The organism is Marinicrinis lubricantis (genome assembly GCF_042658665.1).
Taxonomy (GTDB): domain Bacteria; phylum Bacillota; class Bacilli; order Paenibacillales; family KCTC-33676; genus Marinicrinis; species Marinicrinis lubricantis.
Map to the genome: position 1 here is coordinate 1 of NZ_JBHSQV010000029.1, position 22953 is coordinate 22953.

Here is a 22953-nt window from a genome sequence, read left to right on the forward strand (position 1 = left end):
AACTCGTTGCCATACCGGCTTTGACCAGGCACGCGCTGAACTTCTAGCAATGTTCACAACCACCGACTAAACAACGGCATCTACAAGAAATGGTTTTTCTATTTACACAAATTTCTTGACGCTACCGTTTTGGGTGTTGTAAGCGTAAACAAAATATTAATATTCCTTTATGAAATTGATGTATCATTTGTAAAAAGAAACGGTATTATCGTTGGACAATCCAAATTATATCCGAACATTTTAAATAATAACAAAATAAAAGTTCGTACTTTTGTATTGATTTTTATATGGGAATTTATTACTATGTAAAATCATAAATGTAAACTAACATGACACAAAAAAAACGGAATATAGACTGGGGGAAATGATCATGCAAAACATGGAGATTCAACTGAATTTGAACTTTGTTTGGACTGTATTAGCAGCGGGGCTTGTTTTCTTGATGCAGGCAGGGTTCTCGGCGTTAGAATCTGGTCTGGTCCGTGCGAAAAATTCAATTAATGTCGTCATGAAGAATTTAGCTGACATCAGTGTGGTAAGTATATTGTTTATATTTATCGGGTTCCCGATCATGTTTGGATCTACGCAAGGAGGGTGGTTTGGGAGAGAAGGTTTTTTCTTAAGTGGATTTATGGCGGAAAATAATGCTTGGCTGTGGGCTTTTCTATTCTTCCAAATCGTTTTTGCCGGAACGGCAAGTACGATCGTATCCGGAGCGGTTGCCGAGCGCATGACCTTTCGCGCATACTTGCTGGCGACGATATTTATTGCCGTTATCATTTATCCGATATTCGGACACTGGTCTTGGGGTAATTTATTCTTTACGGATCAGGCGAGCTGGCTGGCCGATCTCGGTTTTATGGATTTTGCAGGTTCGACTGTTGTGCACTCTGTTGGCGCTTGGGTTGCGCTCGCAGGGGTTATTATCGTCGGTCCGAGGTTGGACAAGTTCAATGAGGATGGCAGCGTCAATCCGATTCCTGGCAGCAACATTCCGCTTGCTGCATTAGGGGTGTTCCTTCTTTGGTTCGGGTGGTTTGGATTTAATGCGGGTTCTACCACGACCGGAGACGGCAGTATCGCCTTGATTGCACTCAATACGATGCTGGCTGCCTCGGCAGGCGGGATCGGGAGTATGATCTGCAGCGTGATGATGACGAAAATGGTAAAGGTAGAGCATATGCTGAACGGCATATTAGCCGGACTTGTAGCGATTACTGCTGGATGTCATGTTCTTGGTCCGTTTACCTCTGTAATGGTTGGATTCATCGGAGGGATTATCGTCGTATTTGCGATCTACATGCTGGAAAATAAATTGAAGCTGGATGATGCGGTAGGAGCCGTCTCGGTCCACGGGGTATGTGGAGTATGGGGGACCTTGGCGATCCCGCTGTTTGCGCCGGTGGATATGCTGTCTGCAGGCAGCAGGTGGGAACAGCTGCAAGTTCAACTGCTTGGTGTCTCCGTCGCTTTCTTATGGGCTTTCCCGCTAGGATTGCTCTGCTTCTGGCTGATTAAGAAAACGATCGGCGTAAGGGTGTCTCCAGAAGAAGAGAGACTCGGTTTGAACGTTTCGGAGCATGGCGCATCTATTGCACTGGTAGATACAATAACGGCGATGGAAGAGATCGCCTCGGCCAAGGGAGATTTGAGTAAATCGATTCCGGTAGAAATTGGAGAGGATACCGCACAGTTGAATGCAGCGTTTAATAAAATGATTGATTCGCTCAACGAAATTGTATCGGCTGTACAGCGTGATATGGCACTCGTTACGAGGACAAGCGGGTATGTGCTCGATCATACGCGATATATTCGTAAGAATGTGCATAGCAACCATGAAAGTGTGATGCAGATCAATGCCAGTATGCAGGAGCTTCAGGCAAGTATAGAAGCGGGGAACGAACGGGAGGACGGGTTCATGTCGACGATCCGGCACAGTGTGGAGTCGTTCAGGCATTATGCAGAGAAAATGAGTGAGACAAAAAAACTTGGCGATCAAATTTTCGAGTGGATGGAAAGCATTCAGCAGGAGAAGCAAGAGACGAATCAATCGATGCTTTCAGTTCAGGAGGAAATGGAGGGCATGCGCAAGTTCACCTCCGAAGTGGAAGAGATGATGCAGCTCATCAACGACACGACCGAACAAATTAATCTATTGTCATTGAATGCAAGGATTGAAGCGGCTCGTGCGGGAGAACAGGGACAGGGTTTTGCGGTGGTTGCCCAAGAAATTAAAAACTTATCTGAACAAACCCGAAGCTCGGTAGACGGCATGCGAAGAACGATGGACCGGCGGATTCGCGGAATTGTTCAAGGGCTGCAAAAGGTGGACGACACCCATCAAAGCTTGGAAAAGCTGACGGGTAAACTGGAGGATGCGCATATCGCGCTTCGGAGCATGGTCGTTCATATTGATGATTTTGATGCAGAAACATCAAAATTAGGAAGTTCGTTTCAATCGATCGCGGACGAGTCAGGACAAATATCAGAGGATCGAGAAATTCAAGCGTCCCAATTATCTGAAATTGTGTCGCAGGTGGAGAACGTATACGTCGCTACAGAACAAATTCATGAACATGTCCAATCGATTTCTTATGATGCAGGAGAGCTGTATGAACACGCCATGAAGCTGGAGGAGAAAGTATCGAGCTTCAAAACGAAGGCGCAGGAAAGTGATGTCTAAATAAATTGTTTTTTGATGGATGAAAGGGTCTAAGCCGTCATTATGTTCGGCAAGGACCCTTTTATTTATTGTATATGTCATAGACGCGCAGAAATCAGCGTTTAAATCCTTGAAGCAGCAAAGAGATGATCTGCACGGTTTCGTCCAGACTATCCTTGTTTTTTGCGAGTGTTCTGCTATCGAAATGAAACCATCATTGACTTATAATTGTATATGTCATAAACTGTATCTATAGTAAATAGTATATAACATAAACGGAAAGGCGGAATATTCGTGAATCAACATGCGATTGAGGTGAAGGGTCTGAGGAAGATGTTTGGTCAGCAGGTCGTACTAGACGATATGGAGTTTTCCGTAGAGGAAGGTACGATCTTTGCGCTTCTCGGCCCAAATGGAGCGGGTAAGACGACGCTTATTCATATTCTTTCTACACTGCTAGAGCCGGATGGAGGTTTTGCCAAAGTGAATGGCTACGATGTGTCAGATGAAAGAAATATGGTGAAGAGATCGATCAGTTTAACGGGTCAATATGCGGCAGTGGATGAAAATTTGACGGGAGCGGAAAATTTACGAATGATGTGCAGACTGTCTGGTCTCACGGTCAAGGAATCGCGTAATCGAAGCGATGAACTGCTCGAAAAGTTTGATCTGACGAAGGCTGCTCAGAAGCTTGTGAGGACTTATTCAGGAGGGATGCGCCGCAGGTTGGATTTGGCGATCAGTCTCGTGGTCAACAGGCCGATTCTTTTTCTCGATGAGCCGACAACAGGGCTGGATACGAGAAGTCGTCAAGCGCTGTGGAGCATTAAAGCGGAACTGAAAACGGAGGGGATCACGATCTTTCTGACGACTCAGTACTTAGAAGAGGCGGATCAATTGGCGGATATCGCTGCAGTCATCAACCGAGGGAGAGTGGTTGCGATGGGGACGCCTAAGGAACTGAAATCGCGGGTCGGTAATGAAATCATTGAACTGCGAGATGAGAACGACGAGATCATTCGAAGTGTTCCTACGAAGGGAACGATTGAGGATGTCCTCCAAGTGATGAATCGGTTGAAAATGGCCGTGCCGCAAGGGGCGCGAGTCCATATACGAAGGCCGAGCATGGATGATGCATTTCTTGCATTGACCGAAGAGGGCAAGGAGGTGATGTCGTCATGAATAGGACAGAGCAATTGGCGAGAACAGCCTCTATTGGGACGACGAATCTAGTCTTTATTGGACGCAGTATGCGGCTCAGCATTCGTGACGTTGAATCCCTTTTGATGGCTGTTATGCTGCCGGTCCTCTTAATGCTTCTGTTTACTTATGTATTTGGCGGGGCCATCGATTCCAGCGGCAACTACGTTCAATATGTCGTACCGGGCATTATTTTATTATGCGCAGGATTTGGTTCGGCAAGTACGGCCGTAGTCGTCGCTCAGGATATGACAACGGGAATCATTAATCGTCTTCGGACCATGCCCATGTTCAGCTTGAGTGTCATTACGGGGCATGTTGTCGCAAGCTTAGTTCGTAATTTGGTTGCTACCGGTATCGTAATTGGCGTTGCTCTTTTGGTAGGTTTCAGACCTTCCGCTAATGCGGTGGAGTGGCTTATTTCGATCGGCATTATTGTATTATTTATTTTGGCTCTGACATGGCTGTTTGCTGCCATTGGCTTATCCGCAGGAAGTCCATCTGCCGCGAATGGCTATGGTTTTATTATATTGTTTCTGCCGTACCTATCCAGCGCTTTTGTCTCCACGAGTACAATGCCGGAATGGCTGCAATGGGTGGCGGAACATCAACCCATTACACCGGTCATCGAGACCATACGCGGTTTGCTGACAGGGACATCTGTTGCGGAGCATATCTTATGGGCATTAGGGTGGTGTATTCTCATTTTGGCCGTCTCGATCATATGGAGTGTCAGGGTGTTCCATCGGAAGGCAGGACGGAGGTAATCGTTTTGGCGAATGAAGGGAAACAGTGGTTCCTTTGGGAAGGTGCCACTGTTTTTTACGTAAGGCGCTCATTTCTGAATGTAATGTTCAATTCCGTCTAATATCCGTTCTAGTCCGAAATCAAAATCATGACCAAACATGCTTTTGGATTCCGTCTCGTTCTCTTCTGTATAGGTTCCTGATTCGATGAGCGGATACAGATGTGGATATCGCTCGGCACTCGCCAATGCTAGAAGTGCGCTGCCGAGATCCGCCCTTCTCTGCGATTCCGGAACGCCGGTTTCTTGTTCGGCACGAGAAGAATCTCGGAGAATACTGCCCCAAGCTCGTACATAGCTGCTGATTAATATGATCATGGACATCTTCTCCCGATCTGTAAGCGGAAAATCTCGCATAATGCGGAGGGGCCACTCCACGAACTGCATGTGATTCGGCGTCATCGGCTCGCCCCAGATGGGAAGGTCTACAAACCAAGGATGTTCCCAAATGGTGCGGAGGCAGGTTTGCGTATATTCGCGCATCTGTTCGCGCCAATGTGCTGCAGAGTTTTCCGCCGGAATCGGAATATTGCAGACCGCATCCTGCATGAGCAGCAATAGATCGTCTTTGCTGGAAATGTAACGGTATAGCGACATCGCCGTATATCCGAGTGATTTAGCGACCCGATTCATCGAAACGGCTGGAAGTCCTTCCTTGTCCGCAATTTGGATGGCAGTGTTGACTATTTGCTGTAGAGTCAGTTCGCGTTTAGGTCCTCGCTGCGGTTCCTTTTCCAAGCCCCAGCTGAGTGCGATCCCTTTTGGCAGACGTTGAATCGGATCGGATAGATGATGCTCTTCTTTTTTCATTGATGAGATCCTCCAAAATGTTTACGTTGTAAACAGTATAGCATAAAGGATCGACAAGAGTGAATTTGGTGACGGATACGGATTCAGCGGGCTTCAAGAATGGTGTGTGATTGGATCCATTGTCTAATCTGGTCGACGCGCTTCTGATCTTCTTCGAGCAAAGAATCGATCAGTTTCGTGCTCTCTTCGTCGAGCTCCCCTGCGACCATTTCATGAGAGAGGTGAATTCCATATTTATTTTCACCGACGAGCGCATCATGGAGGATCTCATCCGTCTGTTCGGGATATCCCTTTATGCTTTTCAGCCAAATTTGAATTTTCCCCATGACCCCTACATCGTCAGTGGGCGTCCCTCCTAATTGTTCAATCCGCTTTGCCACTTTTTGTGCACCGAGCTTGGCATGCTCTTGGAATTGCTGAAGCTTCTCTTTCAGCAGCGGGTTTTGCGCATGCTGTATTAATTGCTCATATTGATGAACGCCCATGTAACGTCCTCTTAAAAACTTATTCAATTCTTTGATGACGTGCTGTTTGTCGTGCATACATACCTACCACCTTTCTCATGGATTAAGGTTAGTATGTCCTTGAATACATTATTTGCTAAAAATTAAGTAAAAAGAAATAGAAATATGGAAATCATCGACGCACTGCACCTAAGTTGAAAAACGGCGGACAGGGAGACAATCCTGTTCCACCGTTTTAAATGGATGGGTTTAAAGCTTATTCATTACAACCCCAACAGTGTGATGACCGCCTTCACGGCGTCGGAACGAGTAACGGATTCGTCCGGACGGAACGTACCGTCTCCATAGTCCTCCATCACATTCAAGGGCTGCAGCTTGGATACAGCTTCCATAGCCCACTTCGGAATGCTGCCTGTGTCCAGATAAGTCAGTTCAGTTGCGTCTTCGAAAGCACCATTCCATCTTTCATAGACCCGAACCAACATAGCGGACATTTCGGCCCTGCTGATGATGTTCTCATAACCGAACAGCTCTGCTGAGATACCTGATGTAATCCCCATCTCTTGGGCTGTCGCGATATCAGCTCCATACGGACTATCGCCGGGAACATCGGTGAATGACGGAAGAGCTCCTGCTCGCTCTACACCGACCGCTTTAACGAGCAGAGAGACAAACTCTGCACGCGTGATCGGCAGTTCGGGGCCAAACATCGTATCTGCTGGTGTACCCATGAATCCGGCGGCTGCAGCGGCTTCGATGTAAGCTCTTGCTTCGTGGTTTGCCGGTACGTCCGTGAATGGGAATGCGAACGTAAGCGTCTCGTAGACTTTCTTGGCGATCGACTGCACAATCGGGTTGCCGATGTCTTGTGCTTCGTCAAAGTCGCTGGTTGTCGTGACTTCTGTCAATACCGAAATCGCCACTTCATTGCCTGGAATGAGGAAATATCCTGTGTCGTGTGTGACATTCGCATTTTCACCGGTTTTATGGGCGATAGGCGCGTCTGGCAGCGCCGCTCCGAACTTCGTATCTACTTCTTGTGCTTCCATCCATTCTATGATTTGATCTTTGGAAGCTTTCGAGAGGAATTCTTCATTATAGATGGCACCCAGTAAGGTAATCAGGTCCGCGGCATCAATGTAGTTATCTTCTTCGGGTGTAGGCGCGCTTGCGAACATTTTTCTTCCGAGATGCATTACTTCCAGATTCAATTCGTCCATGAGATCCGCCACCTTGTCCAAACCTACAACGTCAATCAGAACGTTCGTGGCCGTATTGTCTGATTGGGTAATCATCAGTCGGGCTAAGCGTTCGATGGTCACATCCTGTGGAAACTGTTCTTCCTGCAGCGAACCCGTACCTCCGACAACGTCTTCCGGCTCTACTGTAACGGTTTGATCAAGAGTCAGTTCTCCGGCATCAACCTGCTTCATCAGGGCGGATACCAGTGCCAGCTTGATCGTGCTTGCCGGCGCATATGATTGTCTCGACCCTAGCAGTACTTCTCTATCTCCCTCTGCTCCACTCAAGTTTTTGATTCCCACAGAGACGCGTATCCCATTTTGCTCAGCTTCATCGATGATCGGTACGAGTGCGACCGACATCGCTGGCCATGAGGACAAAGTATCGGATGGAGCGGGGTAGTCCATTATGAAGTTATATACTGCCTTGGCAATTCGCTGGACAATCGGATTTCCGAGTTCCTGTGCTTTGCCGGCATCCTCCGGTCTGGTCACCTTCGTTAGAACAGAAATGGCAATTTCTTTATCGGGAATGAGGAAGTAGCCGACATCGTGGCTCACATCACCCAATTCGCCGGTTTTGTGTGCAATCGGTTTGCCGGGAAGTGCTGCGCCGAATTTAGTTTTGACCTCTTGCGTCATCATCCATTCGATGATTTGGTCTCGGGAAGCTGCGGATACCAGATCGCCTTTATAGATTAACTCCAGCAATCGAACCAGCTCGTCCGCGTTCACGTAATTCTCTTGTTCCGGAGGATTGGCAGTCGTCATCATTTTTCGGCCGAGCTGCATCACCTCAAAATCCAGTTCATCGATAAGTGTTTCCACTCGAGCGAACCCGACTAGATCAATGAGGACGTTCGTAGCGGTATTGTCGGACTGAGTGATCATCAAACGGGCCAAATGCTCAATGGTCACATCTTGAGGGAATTCCTCGTTTTTCAATGTTCCGGCTCCGCCGACAACAACGTCGGGTGTCACGGTGATCGTATCTTCCAGAGAATACGTGCCAGCTTCAACCTCCTGCATGAGAGCAGTGATTAACGCAAGCTTAATGGTGCTGGCGGCTAAATACGAATCCGAAGACCCCACCTGGAGCTTCTCATGACCAAATGTACCGCTTAAATCCTGAACTGCGACGGCAGCTTCAATTCCATCCTCCTGTGCAGCTTGAATGATGGGTTCGAGTATCGTCTCCAATCGGTTCAGTCCGTCTTGTTCTCTCGCTGCAGCATCGGCTTTCGAGCTTTGTAATAATGGAAAAAGCAGAACGGCGGTGACTAAAATCATGGCTAAACTTGACTTCCATTTCATCTTTTTGGATAAGTGCATGGATTATCCTCCTCGAATAAATAGTAATCTATGTTAAATAAACTAACATAAATACTCGTTATGATTTCATATTATAAATACATGTTATGTTATTTAACAGGATATTAATGGAATTTATCGATAAATGTGAATATTAATCGAATTTTATTTGTGATGTGTAATTAATTATGACATTTAAACTTTTTTTGTTCCTTATTCACATTCCCTTCTCATGCGTCCAACTAAGAAATGGAATGCTGACAATATGCTGTCATCTTTAAATCGTTACACTCAGCTTATATTTTTCTGTAAAGGGGAAGAGAGTATTGGTTCGAAAAGTCGATTATAAAAAAGACGATAGGGATCTTTATTTGCCAAAGGCTGCTCCATCCATAATAGATGTGCCCAAGATGTCTTATTTCATGATCAGCGGGGAAGGAGATCCTAATGGAGAAGCGTATGCAAGGGCAGTAGAAGCTTTGTATGGTTTGAGTTATGCCGTGAAGATGTCATATAAAACGGATAACGTTCCTCCCGGATATTACGAATATACGGTTTACCCGCTTGAAGGGGTGTGGGATTTGGTCGATTACTCCAAGCCTGCTGCAGACAAAAATAATCTGAAATATACGATCATGATCCGCCAGCCGGATTTTGTGACAGATGCATGGTTCGTTCATTTTCAAGAGCGTGCGCGAAAGAAAAAGCCAAGTCCATGGTTAGAGAAGGTGACGTTCGGGGAATGGACGGATGGGCCAAGCTGTCAAATGCTGCATATTGGCAGCTATGATGATGAACCGGGGACCTTTGCCCAGATGAAGGCATATTGTGAAGACAACGGATGGGAGCGCATGAGCAAAACGCATCGTGAAATCTATATATCGGATCCAAGAAAAACAGAACCAGCGAAGCTAAAGACGGTATTAAGATTTGCAGTGAAAAGGCGTTAAGTTCCCAAGTGGACAATTTTGCTGCAGGTGAACGTGATCCTTGGGCGATGAATGTATGAGGACGGACTTGGTCGATATCCAGAAGCACAGGGCTGAACAAGGACATTAGGGAAAGTTCTTCCGGCGGATTCATGTGGTGTTCGTCAAATGATTCTGCTTACATACGCATCTCCAACATAGTAGTTGACTCGGACCCATATAGCTTATTTAATATAAATGTTGGATCAATTTCATCCAAACGGCCGAAACTCATCATGTCGTTTGGATTGAGGTAAAGAATACGGCGAAGCACGCCCCAAATTCCCTTTGTGATACAAGGAGTTTGGGGCTTTTTTGTGCTCGGATAGGAGGCGAAATGCTTGGGTTTTGAAGACGCGCATCAATATTGGCTGAATTCACATTTGCGGCGTCGGACTGGAGAGAGAAGAAGTCGGTTGCAGCGAGGACATGGTCACGGTGAACGCCTGTTTCTAAAACGGGTATGGTGGCCTTTATTCGGTAATTTTGAACATTTGCATCCTGAATATGAGATTGTTGATTGGCGTGGAAGGCCCTATTTTATAGATTTTGTATGGAGTTGCGGTTCTTTTAGATTTGCCCTTGAAATTAAAGGATATGGTCCACATGTCCAAAATACGGACCGTATTAGGTACCGCCGAGAGCTGAATAGGGAGATCTATTTGCAATCGCTCGGCTATCGAATTGTGTCCATTCCATATGATGAGCTGGAGGAAAATGCAGATGTAACGATATTTTTGCTGAGATCCTTGTTTGCTCCCTATTTATCCGCCCAGGCAGAAAGTGAACACACCTTTATGGAACGCGAAGTAATGCGGCTCGCCATGCGCCAGACTAAATCTATTCGCCCGATTGATCTTGTCCGTGAATTCGAAATCAATAAACGAACAGCGGTAAAGGTACTCCAGCAATTGTGTGACAAAGGGAAGTTGCGACCATTGGTGTCAGGTGAGAGCGGCAGAGTCACCCGATATGAACGGGTTCAATCTTTGGCGGATGATACAGTATGGTGATGGCAAGAGAGAAGGAAGCCCGGGAGGTGGGGCGGGAATAAAGGAAGCCTAGGTGGAAGAGGGAAATTGAGCTCAATCAAAGAAGAGCCGAGATTGTGCTGGGGGTCAGACTGTGCAGCCGTTCCGGCGCGTAGAACCCCCTAGTGAGTGGGATGGGGTGAGGTGACTTTATTTTTAGGTGCATTCTTGCACTATAACGGAGCGAGTACACGGCAGTTGATTGAACCAGGTGCAAAAATGCACTATATCGGATCATGAAACCTTGTCTACACGAGATTAAGGTGCATTTCTGCACTATAATGTGGCGAGCTCTCGGCAGTTGATTGAATCAGGTGCAAAAATGCACTATATCGGATCATGAAATCTTGTTCGTCTGTGGATGTGGTGCATTTCTGCACTATAATGGAGCGAGTTCTCGGCAATTGATTGAATCAGGTGCAAAAATGCACTATATCGGATCATGAAACCTTGTCTACATGGGATTAAGGTGCATTCTTGCACTATAATGTGGCGAGCTCACGGCAGTTGATTGAACCAGGTGCAAAAATGCACCAAATCGGATCATGAAACCTTGTTCGTCTGTGGATGTGGTGCATTTCTGCACTATAATGGAGCGAGTACACGGCAATTGATTGAATCAGGTGCAAAAATGCACCAAATCCGATCATGAAACCTTGTCTGCATGAGAATAAGGTGCATTCTTGCACTATAACGGAGTGAGTACACAGCAGTTGATTGAATCAGCTGCAAAAATGCACTATATCGGATCATGAAACCTTGTCTACACGAGATTAAGGTGCATTTCTGCACTATAATGTGGCGAGCTCTCGGCAGTTGATTGAATCAGGTGCAAAAATGCACTATATCGGATCATGAAACCTTGTCTACACGAGATTAAGGTGCATTTCTGCACTATAATGTGGCGAACTCTCGGCAGTTGATTGATACAGGTGCAAAAATGCACTATATCGGATCATGAAACCTTGTTCGTTTGTGGATGTGGTGCATTCCTGCTCTTCATAGAGTGATATCTCATAGAATGATATCTCATCGGTTAAGATGACCATCCCCGTATGAAAAAGCACCATCCATTAATGGACTACTCCTGAACTATAAGCATAGTTCAGCCAGCCGCCTTATAAGAATATAGCCCCTAGTTTGATGTACTCCCATGTGATATCCACCCATATCGAATTAGATCCATCCTACCTGCATCATCCCCAACTCCTAACTTGTCAGGCTCGTCAAACCTGTCTGCATAATTGTCCAAGTTCCCTCATAGACATGTATCAGTTGAAACCAAACTGTTTAAGAGGGGATGATGACATGCGTAAAATCACAGTGCTTATGGCTCTCGTGATATGCGTTTCCGCATTTTTAGCGGGTTGTGGCAGCAAATCAGCAAATGATGTAGTTGGAGATTTAGGCGATGTAGTGAATGACTTGAACAGTTACTATGCATCGGGCGTGATGACGATTCATACAAGCCAGGAGCCCCAAAAATACGAAGTTGAGGTATCTTACCAAAAACCCGAGTATTACCGTATCGCGCTAACGAATATGGAGAAGGATATTTCTCAAATCGTGCTTCGCAATGATGAAGGGGTGTTTATTTTAACGCCTCATTTGAAGAAGAGCTTCCGTTTCCAGAGCGAATGGCCGAAAGGTCAAGGACAGGTGTATCTGTATCAAACGTTAGCAGACAGCATTATTCAAGACGGGCAGCGCCAGTTTACGAAGGACGATGAACATAGTGCTTATGTATTCGATGTGACGGCCAATTACCAGAACAGTACCTTAGCCAGACAAAAAATTTGGCTCGATCAAAAAAGCTATGCAGCGAAAAGGGTAGAAATTGCCGATTCCGGCAATCAAGTGCTCGTGGAATTGGAGTTTAACCAATTCGAATTCGATAAGAAATTCGAAGCAAGTGAATTTGATATGCAGCATAACTTAACAAGCTATGAATTAGAAGTGATGCCGACGATGGGTGAGATCGAAGATGATGGCGTAGAGGAGCAGTTTGGCGTCATTATGCCGGCATACACGCCTGAAGGTGTCCTGCATAACGGAGTCCATGACCTGGAATTTGGTGAACAAATGGCTGTCATGCTGGACTTTACAGGTGAATACAACTACACCATTGTGGAGTCGAGACCGATGGAGCAAACGGTCGATGCGGGAGTCGGCAAGCTGGTGGACATTGGAGGCATGCAGGGCGTGATGACCGGCGATGAGAAGAAAATGCTCCGCTGGTTCTACGACGGTATTGAGTTTAAGCTCTCCTCGGCAGATCTTCCGGAATCCGAGATGGTAAAAATTGCCGAATCCGTTCAAGGACAAATCGGCAAATAAAGTCGTTCATACCGGGCACAGGCCGATAGGTTGAAATTACCTGCCTTTTCTCGCGCTCCATATGTGCAATGAGCATTGACAGCAGACCCCTCGAGCCGATAACATAGGATTGTTATATGCCCTGAATGGGTAGTGTCAGCAACCCGATTAACGCGGATGTTCAGGTGGTTGTTTCGGATGCGACGATGGATGATTTCGTGGTCTGTATGACCAGCATAACCGTCGACCTATAAGCCGAACAGCGCAGAGAAAGGTGAAGGGGTATGGATTCGATTTATCGGCCAACCCGGGTTGAAATTTCGCTGGATGCTTTGCGACATAACATTACGGAATTTCGAAACATACTGCCAGCCTCATTGAAAATGATGGCGGTGGTGAAAGCCAACGCATATGGTCACGGTGCAGTAGAGATCGCCCGGGAGTTGGAGATGCTCAGCGTAGATTATTTGGGCGTAGCCATATTGGATGAAGCTCTTGAATTACGGAAAGCGGGCATTCGTAAGCCGATTCTTGTGCTGGGATATACGCCGCCGGAAGGAATAGAGCCTGCGCGCCAGGAAGACATTACGCTTACGGTATATGACCGCAATGTATTAGCAGCGATGAAGCGTTCATCGCATCGGAAAACGTTAAAAATTCATGTGAAAATCGATAGTGGAATGGGACGCATCGGTATCACCGATCAGGAGGAAGCGCTGCGTTTCATTGAAGAAGTACTACAACTGAATAATGTAGAAGTAGAAGGCATTTTTACCCATTACGCCTGTGCGGATGAGAAGGATAAGCGGTTTACGCTGATGCAGCATGAACGTTTCAAAGGCATTGTTGACGCTGTCCAGCGAAGCATGGATCACCGGTTTACTTGGATCCACGCCGGTAACAGTGCAGCAGCCATTGATACGCCGGAGCTTTCCTTTAATATGGTACGCTTAGGGATCAGCATGTATGGATTGTATCCTTCGACAGAAGTAGAGCGGCAGCATATTCAGTTGCAGCCTGTCATGAGCTTTAAAACTGGAGTCGTTATGGTCAAGCAGCTTCCTGCAGGGACCCCGATCAGCTACGGCGCAACCTATCGTACCAGCGGCGACGAAGTGATTGCTACGCTGCCGGTCGGTTACGGAGACGGTTTTTCAAGGCTGCTCTCCCATAAAGCGCACGTACTGATTCAGGGCCAGAAAGTTCCGGTCGTAGGTACGATCTGTATGGATCAATGCATGGCGAATGTGACAGAGATTGAAGATGTCCGAATTGGCTGCGAGGCGGTTATTTTCGGCCGCCAGGGAGATCAAATGCTGCCTGTGGAAGAGCTTGCCGATGCATTGGGCACGATCAACTATGAGATCACGTGTATGGTCTCCAATCGTGTACCCAGAGTGTATGTGAAGCATGGGCAGGTCGTCGAAATTATTAATCAACTTTTACATTAATTAGCTGCAAAAATGATGAACAAAAAAACAGGAATTAAGCGATGAAGGCAGAATAATTATCGTTATATGGGAAAATGGTTTTTCTATGGGGAAATACATGTTCGTATAGCATAAAGGATATACAAGGCTCATATATTGATTTGTATAATTCTGTTTGCCTTACGACATAATGGTATTAATGGTTTGGAAATGTTTTGGGGGTGCGGAATCGGTGGCCAATGCAAACAACACCAAAAGGATTATGATCAGCTTACCAGATTATCTGCTGCAAGAGGTGGACGGTATCGTACGCAATGAAAATTCCAACCGCAGCGAATTTATTCGACAGGCAATGAAGGTATATTTAATGGAACGGAAAAAGAGAATGCTGCGTGAAACGATGCAGCGAGGCTATATGGAAATGGCAAAGATTAACTTGAATATGGCATCTGAGGCTTTTTATGCGGAGGAAGATGCGGACAGTACTCTTGACCGCTTAGTTAGCGGGGTGTGAGCGATTGATTGTTAAACGCGGTGATGTTTTTTTCGCAGACTTGTCACCAGTGGTCGGCTCAGAGCAAGGCGGGATCCGGCCCGTCCTCATCATTCAGAATGATATCGGAAACCGATTTAGTCCTACGGTGATTGTGGCGGCGATTACGGCACAAATTCAAAAGGCAAAGCTGCCGACGCATGTGGAGATTGATGCGAAGACACACGGATTCGACCGAGACTCCGTGATACTGCTGGAGCAAATTCGTACAATTGATAAACAGCGGTTGACAGATAAGATTACACATTTGGATGATGAAACGATGAAGAAGGTGGAGGAGGCGCTGCAGATTAGTGTGGGCCTAATCGATTTTTAAGAAGCGTAAAACGAGGGAGGCTCCCCTCGTTTTTTCGTGCTTCACCCTAAAGGGAGGACAAAGGATGCAGCAAAATTCAGAGCAGGCGCTTGAGCAGGGGAAGTTGGAAGAACAGGAGCTGAAGGCGCGCCAGGAAAGAATACTGAAGCAGGTGGCGGTGGAGACGGGGATCTCGCTTCGTCAAATTCGTACGACCGTAGGACTGCTGGACGAGGGCAATACGATCCCGTTCATAGCCCGTTATCGCAAGGAAATGACCGGAGAGCTGGACGAGACACAAATTAGGCTGATCTCCGAGCGGCTTGCGTATTTGCGAGGTCTGGAGGATCGTAAATCTGAGGTCATCCGTCTTATCGATGAACAAGGAAAGCTGACAGACGAGCTGAAAAACAGCATCTTAATCGCAGAAAAGCTTCAGACCGTCGAGGATCTGTACCGTCCATACCGCCAGAAGAGAAAGACCCGTGCAAGCATTGCCAAGGAAAAAGGTCTTGAGCCTTTGGCCGAATGGCTGCTTGAACAGCATTCGAAGCTTCATCCTGAAGAACAAGCAGCGCTGTACATCGATGCGGAGAAGGAAGTTCATTCGATAGAGGAAGCGCTTCAAGGCGCACAGGATATTATCGCGGAGCAGCTGTCGGATGATGCCGAGATCAGGGCATGGATCCGTAAGCATACGTTCCAGCAGGGCATCCTTTGCACTGAAGCGAAGGATAAAGAAGCAGAGTCGGTCTATGAAATGTATTATCAATACCAAGAGCCGGTAAAGAAGCTGCCGCCGCACCGGACGTTGGCAATCAACCGTGGCGAACGGGAGGATATCTTAAAGGTTCGCTTGGAAGTGCCGGATGAGATCATTTATCAGTATATACAGAAACGAGTATTCAAAGCGTCATGTCCTTCCACTCCATATTTGTCCTCCGCTATAGAGGATGCTTACAAGCGTCTTATTGCGCCTTCTATCGAGCGTGAAGTCAGGGGGGAACTAACAGAGCAGGGTGAGGAGAAGGCCATCGAAGTGTTCTCGGATAACCTGCGAAGCCTGCTGCTGCAGCCTCCCGTGAAAGGCAAAATCGTTCTCGGGGTAGACCCGGCTTATCGTACAGGCTGTAAGCTCGGCGTCGTCGACGAAACAGGCAAAATGCTAGAAATTGCAGTGACGTATCCAACACCGCCGCACAATAAAACGGCAGAGGCAGAGCAAATCATTGGCCGTTTGGTAGAGAAGTACGGTACCGAGTTGATCGTGATCGGCAATGGTACCGCATCGCGTGAGACGGAAACGTTCATTGCCGGTCTGATTAAGAAGTGGGCTCCGGCTCGTCAGGTACAATATTTGATTGTAAATGAAGCGGGGGCGAGTGTATACTCGGCTTCTAAGCTGGCCCAGGAAGAATTTCCTGATCTCGATGTTTCGGAGCGCAGTGCCATTTCGATTGCTCGTAGAGTGCAGGATCCGCTTGCAGAGCTGGTCAAGATTGATCCGAAATCGATTGGTGTCGGCCAATATCAGCACGATGTATCACAGAAGAGGTTGGAAGAAAGCTTGAAGGGCGTTGTGGAATCGGCCGTCAATCACGTGGGTGTCGATTTGAACACGGCCTCCCCTTCGCTCTTGTCCTATGTTTCCGGGATTAATGCAACGATTGCCAAAAATATCGTAAAGTACCGGGATGAGAACGGGAAGTTTGACAACCGCGCTCAGCTCAAAAAAGTGCCCAGACTTGGTGCTAAGACATACGAGCAGTGCGTCGGTTTCTTACGAATTCCGGAAGGGAGCGAGCCGCTCGACAACACCCCGATTCATCCGGAATCGTATAGTGCAGCCCTAAAGCTGCTGGAGCAGATGAAGCTGGACCGCTCGATGCTTGGCAGCGAACAGATGAAGCAAAAATTGGCGCAGGTGGATATTCAGCAGCTCGGAGAGCAGCTTGGGGTCGGCGTACCGACACTCAAGGATATAGTGGAGAGTCTGCAGCGCCCCGGCAGGGATCCAAGGGATGAGCTGCCAGCTCCAATATTCCGTACAGACGTGCTGAAGCTTGAGGATTTGAAGCCCGGGATGGAGCTGCAAGGAACGGTTCGCAACGTTATTGATTTCGGTGCATTTGTAGATATTGGCGTCAAGAATGATGGACTTGTTCATATTTCGCAATTAAGCGATCGATTTGTGAAGCATCCGATGGATGTTGTGTCGGTAGGAGATATCGTGACTGTATGGGTGCTTGGTGTCGATGAGAAGAAGGGAAGAGTCAGCTTAACGATGAAGCGGTCTGCTTCGTCGTAGAGCGCAAGGCGCCAGCCGCTATCTTTCGATTAAACAAAAATATGCTCCCAGAAACGAAGACTTTCGCCTTTGTCTGGGAGCATTTTGTTTTGTCGCTTACAGAAAAATTCGATTGCATGAATCATGAATGAGCTGCACAGAGCTATTTAAACCCTTTGCTGCCGCTGAACTCCTGGCCTTCGTCTTCCGTGTATTTGTCACGGTAGAAATACCAGCAGTCGTTTAGGAGCTTGATCTGCCGTATGTCTTTCGTAAGGTAAGCCCGCAGCAACTGGTTGCAAAGCCATTGCGGCATGACATCAGCCCTCCTAACGGAACGTTGTATGATGGTAATAATATCTTACGGGCTAATATCCGCTCTCGTGCAGGTCCCAGATTAATTTTCTTCGTATTCTTCCTCGTACCACTGCTCCAACTGCGCTTGCAGCGCCCGAATTTCCGTCAATAAGGAAATCAGCGGGTACGAACTTTCTTGAACCTCGGCAAAGGTGCGTTCCAAATGATTAATATAGTCTAATCCGCTGATGACCGTTACATCTTTAGCTACGATTTCCAGTTCCGTGCATTCACCGAGGACTACCGGCAGCTGAGGTATTTGATCGGCCGTAAGCTTGCCTACTTCCTTCTGAAGTCTCACGTTCAAAGCGCTCAATTGATAAGCATACGATGCAGGCATTTCGACGAATTCGACCCGATCCTTCGCTTGAAAGATGACATATTTCATCGTTGACAACTCGTTCTAACCCCTCTCTAGTCACGTTCATACTTGACAGTTTAACGGAAGGAGGAGTTAAAATTCAAGGGAAGCTTATGAAATAAGGAGAGGAATCAAAGACAATGAATGATCAGCAATTGCAAAGCTGGGTCGAGCGAATTTCACTGCAGTGGTTCGGACTTCCTTTCCGGCACCAGGCGACGTTTAATCGAAGACTGACCTCTACGGGCGGAAGATATTTTACAGGCAGTCACAATATCGAAATCAGCTGGAAGCAGCTCGAAGTTCATGGAATAGAAGAAGTAGAGAAAATTATTAAGCACGAGCTCTGTCATTATCATTTGCATCTGCAAAACAAAGGATACCAGCACCGGGATGAGGATTTTAAGAAGCTTTTGGAAAAGACGGGCGGATCGCGTTACTGCAAGGCCGTAACGACCAAACGGAAAATGGAATATAAATATGTATATGTCTGTACAAGCTGCGGTTTATCCTACCGCAGAAAACGGAAAATCAATACCAAGAAGTATGTCTGCGGCAAATGCAAAGGAAAACTTGAGCTGCAGCAGCGGCTTTAAGGTTTCCAATAATTGAAATGAAGGTGCTCTTGACTATAAAATTAAATCATGGTAAATTAGTTGATGTCCTTCCCCGATAGCTCAGTTGGTAGAGCACTCGGCTGTTAACCGAGTTGTCACAGGTTCGAGTCCTGTTCGGGGAGCCATTTTTTTCTGGAGAGGTACCCAAGAGGCCGAAGGGGGCGCTTTGCTAAAGCGTTAGGGTGTAACAGCCGCGAGGGTTCGAATCCCTCTCTCTCCGTACCGTTTTCCTGCGAAAACAGGCTGCTGTGTGCAGCTTTTTTCATGAAGAGGAACTTGGCCGAATTGGTGAAAAAAATGAGTTGCCAAACCGTGATGCTCTTGATATAATACATTTTGTCGTCAAAAAACGATACGATTACGGCCCCTTGGTCAAGCGGTTAAGACACCGCCCTTTCACGGCGGTAACACGGGTTCGAATCCCGTAGGGGTCACCACTTCTTACTTTGCTAAGACAGAATGAGAGCCATTAGCTCAGTCGGTAGAGCACCTGACTTTTAATCAGGGTGTCGAAGGTTCGAGTCCTTCATGGCTCACCAGTTTTTGCTGCAGCAGATGCAGTTATACAATATGCGGTCGTGGTGGAATGGCAGACACGCTGTCTTGAGGGGGCAGTGGGCGTACGCCCGTGGAGGTTCGAGTCCTCTCGACCGCATTACATCGAAAGTCCTTGCATCATGCAGGGGCTTTTTTATTTATCCAGCAAAGGATTCAGGGGGGAATGTATTGAATATTCGATTAGCGGAAAAAGCGGATATCGATCAGCTAATATGCATGCGGTGGGATTTTACGTATGAACATAAACCTGCGTTGAAAGCTTCCTATGAACCATTCGATGCTGAATGCCGTACATTTCTGGAGGAAGCCATCAGCGGTAATCAGTGGTTCATCTGGGTCGCAGACATAGACGGTACGATTGTCTCTCATATTTATATCGAACGGATCGAGAAAGTGCCGAGACCCGGCCGCATTACCCATCCTTTTGTGTATATGACGAACGTGTACACCATTCCGAGCTGTCGTTCGAAGGGAATCGGTTCTAAGCTGCTTCAACATGTAAAGAAGTGGGGGAGAGAGCAGCGCTTTGAATTTATGATCGTGTGGCCGAGTGATGATGCGATTTCATTTTACCGGAGAAATGGTTTTGATCACTGCAAAGAACCGATGGAATTCATGTATATGAATGATGAAGGTTAATCTAAAGCGGCAGCAGGAGCGAGATTAGCGAAAATATGTTTTTTCGCAAATTCAAAATAAAGACCAGCAAGCATTAAGCTATGCATGGTCTGTTTGCTTACCCGTTAAAATTTGAAGGGCATGTGGCAGCTGATCGATAACAGCATCCGTGTGCTCTTTTACTGCTTTAGGGCTTCCCGGCAAGTTGATGATCAACGTGCGTCCGCGAATGCCGGCTACCCCTCGGGACAGCATGGCTCTTCTTGTGATCTGCATCGATGCCATCCGCATCGCTTCCGCTAAGCCGGGAGCCTGTCGCTCGATGACCTGCAGCGTCGCTTCCGGCGTCACATCTCTTGGAGAAAACCCGGTTCCCCCTGTGGTGAAGATCAGGTCAGCGCATTGCTCATCCGCCATGTCAACCAGTGCTGCCGCAATTTGATCGAGCTCGTCCGGAACGATTCGATAGTCAACAATCTCGCCGAGCTGGTGATCCCCCACCTGTTTTTTAATGACATCAGCGCTTGAGTCGATTTTTTCGGATTTGGAAGCTTTGTCGCTGGCCGTAAGGATCGCAATTTTCCAGTGTGAAGTTGGCTCTCCGCCCAAAGTTGTCACCCTTTCGAATTTCCATATGAACACGCCTTTTGCAGCAGATGTGTGTTCGTTATTGATTATTTTACCATACGATTCACTGCAGTGCTGTCGGCGATTTTCGATAGGCATACTTGATGTGAGTCGTTTCAGGACGACGAACACCTCGGGGATCGATCGCGAGAATCGAAGTCGTCTCTACTAGCATCTGTTCCTTCTTGGGTTATAATGGAATGGAACCATTCACATGTCATGATGGAGGGATGAAGATGAAATACAGAGCGTTAGGCAGTACGGATATTCAAGTAAGTGAAATCAGCTTCGGTACCTGGGCGATTGGCGGTTCTTGGGGAAGCGTAAGCGATGAAGAATCGCTTAGGGGTCTTCATGCTGCGATGGATCAAGGGGTGCGATTCTTCGATACAGCGGATGTGTATGGCGATGGACATGCCGAGGAGCTGCTTGCACGGGCGACCAAGGGTAGAGAACAGGAAACTCGTATTGCGACGAAGTTTTGCAGGGCCGGCGATATTCATGATCCAGCCAACTACTCAGAGCAAACGGTACGGTTGTACGTGGAAGGCAGTTTGAAACGGCTAAATCGGGAGACGATTGACCTGTATCAAATTCATTGCCCTCCGACAGAGGTATTGAAGGACGGACGAGTGTTCGAAGTGCTGGACAAGCTGCAGCAGGAAGGGAAGATTCGTTACTACGGAGCGAGTGTGGAGACGGTGGAGGAAGGACTCATCTGCCTGAACTATCCAAATGTGAGAGCGCTTCAGGTCATTTTTAATATATTTAGACAAAAGCCTTTAGAAGAGCTGCTCCCGAAGGCAAGTGCGCAGGGCGTGGGTGTTCTCGTACGACTGCCGCTTGCAAGCGGTTTATTGACGGGAAAGTTTTCGGAGCAGACGACGTTTGAGCCGGATGATCACCGCAGCTTTAACAGAAACGGGGAGCAGTTCAACGTAGGTGAGACATTCGCAGGCCTGCCGTTCGAAAAAGGGGTGGAGCTGAGCCGGAGGTTAGCGTGGATTGCCGAAGGGCGAGGTACGATGGCACGTGCTGCACTGCGTTGGATTTTGGATCAACCCGAAATCAGCTGCGTCATTCCAGGCTTCAAGAATGTGAAGCAGGTCGAGGATAATTTGGCAGCGGCAGTTGTTCCATCCTTTACGGAAGAGGAGCTCCAGCGGCTGCGCGAATTTTACAATAACGAAGTCAGCATGCATATTCGCGGCCCATATTAAGAAGATACCTTGGTTGGAAATTGCTCTAAAATATGTACGTACAAGTTGGAAGTTGCTATAATGGGCACATGACGTAATCGCTAGAGGTGTGCTGTGAAAGAACAACAACTTCCGAAATATATGCAGTTGAAACAGGAGATCATCTCTTGGATAGGCGCAGGACAATATAAGCCTGGAGATCAGCTTCCATCCGAAAATGAAATTACGGAACAATTTCAAATCAGCAGGCAGACGGTTAGACAAGCACTTGGTGAGCTGGTGCAGGAGGGGTGGCTGTACCGGATGCACGGCAAAGGTACCTTCATCGCAGAGCGGACCTTGACCACCGAGTCTTCAGCCGATCTCCCGAAGACGATCGGGCTGATTACGACCTATATTTCCGATTATATTTTCCCCTCCATTGTCAGGGGGGTTGAATCGACGCTGAGGGAACGGGGCTATCGCCTCCTGCTGTCGAGTACGGATAACCAGAAGGAAAAAGAACGGGAAAGCCTGGACATGATGATGTCTCAAGCGATCAGCGGGCTCATTATAGAGCCGACAAAAAGTGCCGAGGGCAATCCGAATTATCATTACTATTTGTCCTTGGATAATCGGCGAATTCCTTATTTGATGATCAATGAAAGATACGGTGACTTGGAATGCCCGTACTTGAAGTTAGACGACGAAGCAGGCGGTGATCTTGCCGCGGAACATCTGCTGGGGCTTGGACACCGCCGAATCATGGGACTTTTCAAAACGGACGACTTGCAGGGCGTACAGCGGATGAAAGGCTTCGTCAGGGCTCACCGCAGGCTCGGTCTGGAGGTCAGTCCTCACGGTGTTCACCGTTATTCTACAGAGGATAAATATGAGGGCCCGAAGAATGCGCTGAGACATGCGTTGGCATCTGAGGAACCGCCGACGGCGCTTGTGTGCTATAACGATGAGCTGGCGGTCCATTTACTGGATGTTATTCGTGAAAAAGGATTGAAAGTACCGGAGGACATCTCGATCGTTGGATTTGACGATTCCTCCTATGCTACCGCGACAGAGGTTAAGCTGACGACTGTTTCCCATCCGAAGGCGGAACTCGGTGTGCAGGCAGCAGAAATGATGCTGTCCATGATTGAGCACGGAAAGATAAGTATAGATAGAGCTATATTTCCGCCGACATTGGTTATTCGGGAGTCCACCATTCGCGCCTAACTGATCTAGAACCCTGCATCTGCAGGGTTCTTTT

The 22953-nt window shown here is 47.3% G+C and carries 20 protein-coding genes and 5 tRNA genes; 19 read left to right on the plus strand and 6 right to left on the minus strand.

The window, feature by feature from the left end; translation table 11 throughout:
* Positions 1-370: 370 nt before the first annotated feature.
* The 3 genes from amt (at position 371) to ACFPXP_RS04175 (ending at position 4629) form a co-directional block, all read left to right on the plus strand.
* Complete coding sequence (gene amt, locus ACFPXP_RS04165; protein ID WP_379892668.1) at positions 371-2683, plus strand: ammonium transporter; 2313 nt, start codon at positions 371-373, stop codon at positions 2681-2683.
* 273 nt (positions 2684-2956) lie between these two features.
* A complete protein-coding gene (locus ACFPXP_RS04170) occupies positions 2957-3844 on the plus strand; it encodes an ATP-binding cassette domain-containing protein (protein ID WP_379892670.1) in 888 nt (295 codons plus the stop codon).
* Positions 3841-4629 carry an ABC transporter permease gene (locus ACFPXP_RS04175; RefSeq protein WP_379892672.1) on the plus strand — a complete coding sequence of 263 codons (789 nt, stop codon included), beginning with the start codon at positions 3841-3843 and terminating at the stop codon, positions 4627-4629. Before ACFPXP_RS04170 ends, ACFPXP_RS04175 begins: the two co-directional genes overlap by 4 nt.
* Positions 4630-4697: 68 nt before the next feature.
* Here ACFPXP_RS04175 and ACFPXP_RS04180 read toward each other — a convergent pair whose 3' ends face one another.
* The 3 genes from ACFPXP_RS04180 to ACFPXP_RS04190 form a co-directional block, all read right to left on the minus strand.
* Positions 4698-5477: a TetR/AcrR family transcriptional regulator gene (locus ACFPXP_RS04180; RefSeq protein ID WP_379892674.1), complete on the minus strand. Its 780-nt coding sequence runs from the start codon at positions 5475-5477 to the stop codon at positions 4698-4700.
* An 83-nt stretch (positions 5478-5560) separates the two neighbouring features.
* Positions 5561-6019, minus strand: a complete 459-nt coding sequence (locus tag ACFPXP_RS04185; RefSeq protein ID WP_379892676.1) for a DUF2383 domain-containing protein — start codon at positions 6017-6019, stop codon at positions 5561-5563.
* A gap of 185 nt (positions 6020-6204) precedes the next feature.
* Positions 6205-8514, minus strand: a complete 2310-nt coding sequence (locus ACFPXP_RS04190; protein ID WP_379892678.1) for a serine hydrolase — start codon at positions 8512-8514, stop codon at positions 6205-6207.
* A gap of 305 nt (positions 8515-8819) precedes the next feature.
* Here ACFPXP_RS04190 and ACFPXP_RS04195 point away from each other — a divergent pair, with 305 nt between their 5' ends.
* The 7 genes from ACFPXP_RS04195 (at position 8820) to ACFPXP_RS04225 (ending at position 17394) form a co-directional block, all read left to right on the plus strand.
* Positions 8820-9443, plus strand: a complete 624-nt coding sequence (locus ACFPXP_RS04195; protein ID WP_379892681.1) for a GyrI-like domain-containing protein — start codon at positions 8820-8822, stop codon at positions 9441-9443.
* Positions 9444-9802: 359 nt separating this feature from the next.
* Positions 9803-10474, plus strand: coding sequence for a hypothetical protein (locus tag ACFPXP_RS04200; RefSeq protein ID WP_379892683.1), 672 nt, complete (start codon positions 9803-9805; stop codon positions 10472-10474).
* Positions 10475-11800: 1326 nt separating this feature from the next.
* Positions 11801-12829 (plus strand): DUF4367 domain-containing protein, encoded by a 1029-nt coding sequence (locus ACFPXP_RS04205; protein WP_379892685.1) that lies wholly within the window; start codon positions 11801-11803, stop codon positions 12827-12829.
* A gap of 263 nt (positions 12830-13092) precedes the next feature.
* Positions 13093-14259: an alanine racemase gene (gene alr, locus ACFPXP_RS04210; protein ID WP_379892687.1), complete on the plus strand. Its 1167-nt coding sequence runs from the start codon at positions 13093-13095 to the stop codon at positions 14257-14259.
* A 211-nt stretch (positions 14260-14470) separates the two neighbouring features.
* Positions 14471-14752, plus strand: coding sequence for a CopG family ribbon-helix-helix protein (locus ACFPXP_RS04215; RefSeq protein WP_379892689.1), 282 nt, complete (start codon positions 14471-14473; stop codon positions 14750-14752).
* Positions 14753-14756: 4 nt separating this feature from the next.
* Positions 14757-15107 (plus strand): type II toxin-antitoxin system PemK/MazF family toxin, encoded by a 351-nt coding sequence (locus tag ACFPXP_RS04220; protein ID WP_379892691.1) that lies wholly within the window; start codon positions 14757-14759, stop codon positions 15105-15107.
* 64 nt (positions 15108-15171) lie between these two features.
* The gene (locus ACFPXP_RS04225) at positions 15172-17394 is read left to right on the plus strand and encodes a Tex family protein (RefSeq protein WP_379892693.1); all 2223 of its coding nucleotides are present in this window, start codon (positions 15172-15174) and stop codon (positions 17392-17394) included.
* Positions 17395-17536: 142 nt separating this feature from the next.
* Here ACFPXP_RS04225 and cmpA read toward each other — a convergent pair whose 3' ends face one another.
* Together cmpA and ACFPXP_RS04235 are read right to left on the minus strand one after the other, a co-directional pair.
* Positions 17537-17689 (minus strand): cortex morphogenetic protein CmpA, encoded by a 153-nt coding sequence (gene cmpA / locus ACFPXP_RS04230; protein ID WP_379892695.1) that lies wholly within the window; start codon positions 17687-17689, stop codon positions 17537-17539.
* Positions 17690-17770: 81 nt separating this feature from the next.
* Positions 17771-18127 (minus strand): hydrolase/acyltransferase, encoded by a 357-nt coding sequence (locus tag ACFPXP_RS04235; protein WP_379892697.1) that lies wholly within the window; start codon positions 18125-18127, stop codon positions 17771-17773.
* 104 nt (positions 18128-18231) lie between these two features.
* Between ACFPXP_RS04235 and ACFPXP_RS04240 the strand changes: the two genes are divergently transcribed.
* The 7 genes from ACFPXP_RS04240 to ACFPXP_RS04270 all read left to right on the plus strand — a co-directional run bounded on the left by ACFPXP_RS04240 (position 18232) and on the right by ACFPXP_RS04270 (position 19905).
* The gene (locus ACFPXP_RS04240) at positions 18232-18687 is read left to right on the plus strand and encodes a SprT family protein (protein ID WP_379892699.1); all 456 of its coding nucleotides are present in this window, start codon (positions 18232-18234) and stop codon (positions 18685-18687) included.
* 70 nt (positions 18688-18757) lie between these two features.
* A tRNA-Asn gene (locus ACFPXP_RS04245) sits at positions 18758-18833 on the plus strand.
* Positions 18834-18842: 9 nt separating this feature from the next.
* Positions 18843-18928 (plus strand) — tRNA-Ser (locus tag ACFPXP_RS04250).
* Positions 18929-19070: 142 nt separating this feature from the next.
* Positions 19071-19145, plus strand: a tRNA-Glu gene (locus tag ACFPXP_RS04255).
* 26 nt (positions 19146-19171) lie between these two features.
* Positions 19172-19247 (plus strand) — tRNA-Lys (locus ACFPXP_RS04260).
* Positions 19248-19280: 33 nt separating this feature from the next.
* Positions 19281-19363: transfer RNA gene (locus ACFPXP_RS04265), tRNA-Leu, on the plus strand.
* Between the two features lie 71 nt (positions 19364-19434).
* A complete protein-coding gene (locus tag ACFPXP_RS04270; protein ID WP_379892701.1) occupies positions 19435-19905 on the plus strand; it encodes a GNAT family N-acetyltransferase in 471 nt (156 codons plus the stop codon).
* Between the two features lie 78 nt (positions 19906-19983).
* On the opposite strand, the gene ACFPXP_RS04275 is transcribed toward ACFPXP_RS04270, so the two are convergent.
* On the minus strand, positions 19984-20493 hold the full coding sequence (locus ACFPXP_RS04275) for a MogA/MoaB family molybdenum cofactor biosynthesis protein (RefSeq protein WP_379892703.1): 510 nt from the start codon (positions 20491-20493) through the stop codon (positions 19984-19986).
* 254 nt (positions 20494-20747) lie between these two features.
* Between ACFPXP_RS04275 and ACFPXP_RS04280 the strand changes: the two genes are divergently transcribed.
* Together ACFPXP_RS04280 and ACFPXP_RS04285 are read left to right on the plus strand one after the other, a co-directional pair.
* On the plus strand, positions 20748-21731 hold the full coding sequence (locus tag ACFPXP_RS04280; protein WP_379892705.1) for an aldo/keto reductase: 984 nt from the start codon (positions 20748-20750) through the stop codon (positions 21729-21731).
* Between the two features lie 93 nt (positions 21732-21824).
* Positions 21825-22919, plus strand: coding sequence for a GntR family transcriptional regulator (locus ACFPXP_RS04285; RefSeq protein ID WP_379892707.1), 1095 nt, complete (start codon positions 21825-21827; stop codon positions 22917-22919).
* The last annotated feature ends 34 nt before the right edge of the window (positions 22920-22953 follow it).